The organism is Curtobacterium sp. 18060, assembly GCF_902706105.1.
Taxonomy (GTDB): domain Bacteria; phylum Actinomycetota; class Actinomycetes; order Actinomycetales; family Microbacteriaceae; genus Curtobacterium.
This window is the reverse complement of the sequence record NZ_CACSJV010000138.1, coordinates 1-398: the sequence shown is the minus strand read 5'-3', so window position 1 is coordinate 398 and position 398 is coordinate 1. Positions and strand designations below refer to the sequence as shown.

Genomic DNA, 398 nt, shown 5'->3' with positions numbered 1-398 from the left:
ACGATCCGCGGAACCTCGGCTAACCCGGACACCTATTTCCAGTCCCGTGAGGCCACCAACCCGTGGTACGACGCGGTCTACGACCATGTCGAAACGGCAATGGACGATTTCGCTGCCGCCACTGGCCGTCGCTATAAACCGTTCGAATTCTATGGCCACCCGCAGGCCGAACGGGTGATTGTGGTGATGGGTTCCGCCATCGGCACCTGCGAAGAGGTGGTGGATGAGCTGCTCAGCCGCGGCGAAAAGGTCGGCGTGTTGAAAGTGCGACTCTATCGTCCCTTCTCCGCCGCTCACCTGCTGGAAGCGCTGCCGGAAAGCGCGCGCGCCGTCGCCGTGCTGGACCGCACCAAAGAGCCCGGCGCCCACGCGGAACCGCTGTACCTCGACATCATGAC

1 pseudogene is annotated in these 398 nt (G+C 63.3%); it reads left to right on the top strand.

The annotated features are described in order from the left end of the window. Window positions 1-398: pseudogene (locus GVL05_RS19930) on the top strand (pyruvate:ferredoxin (flavodoxin) oxidoreductase); the annotation flags it as partial.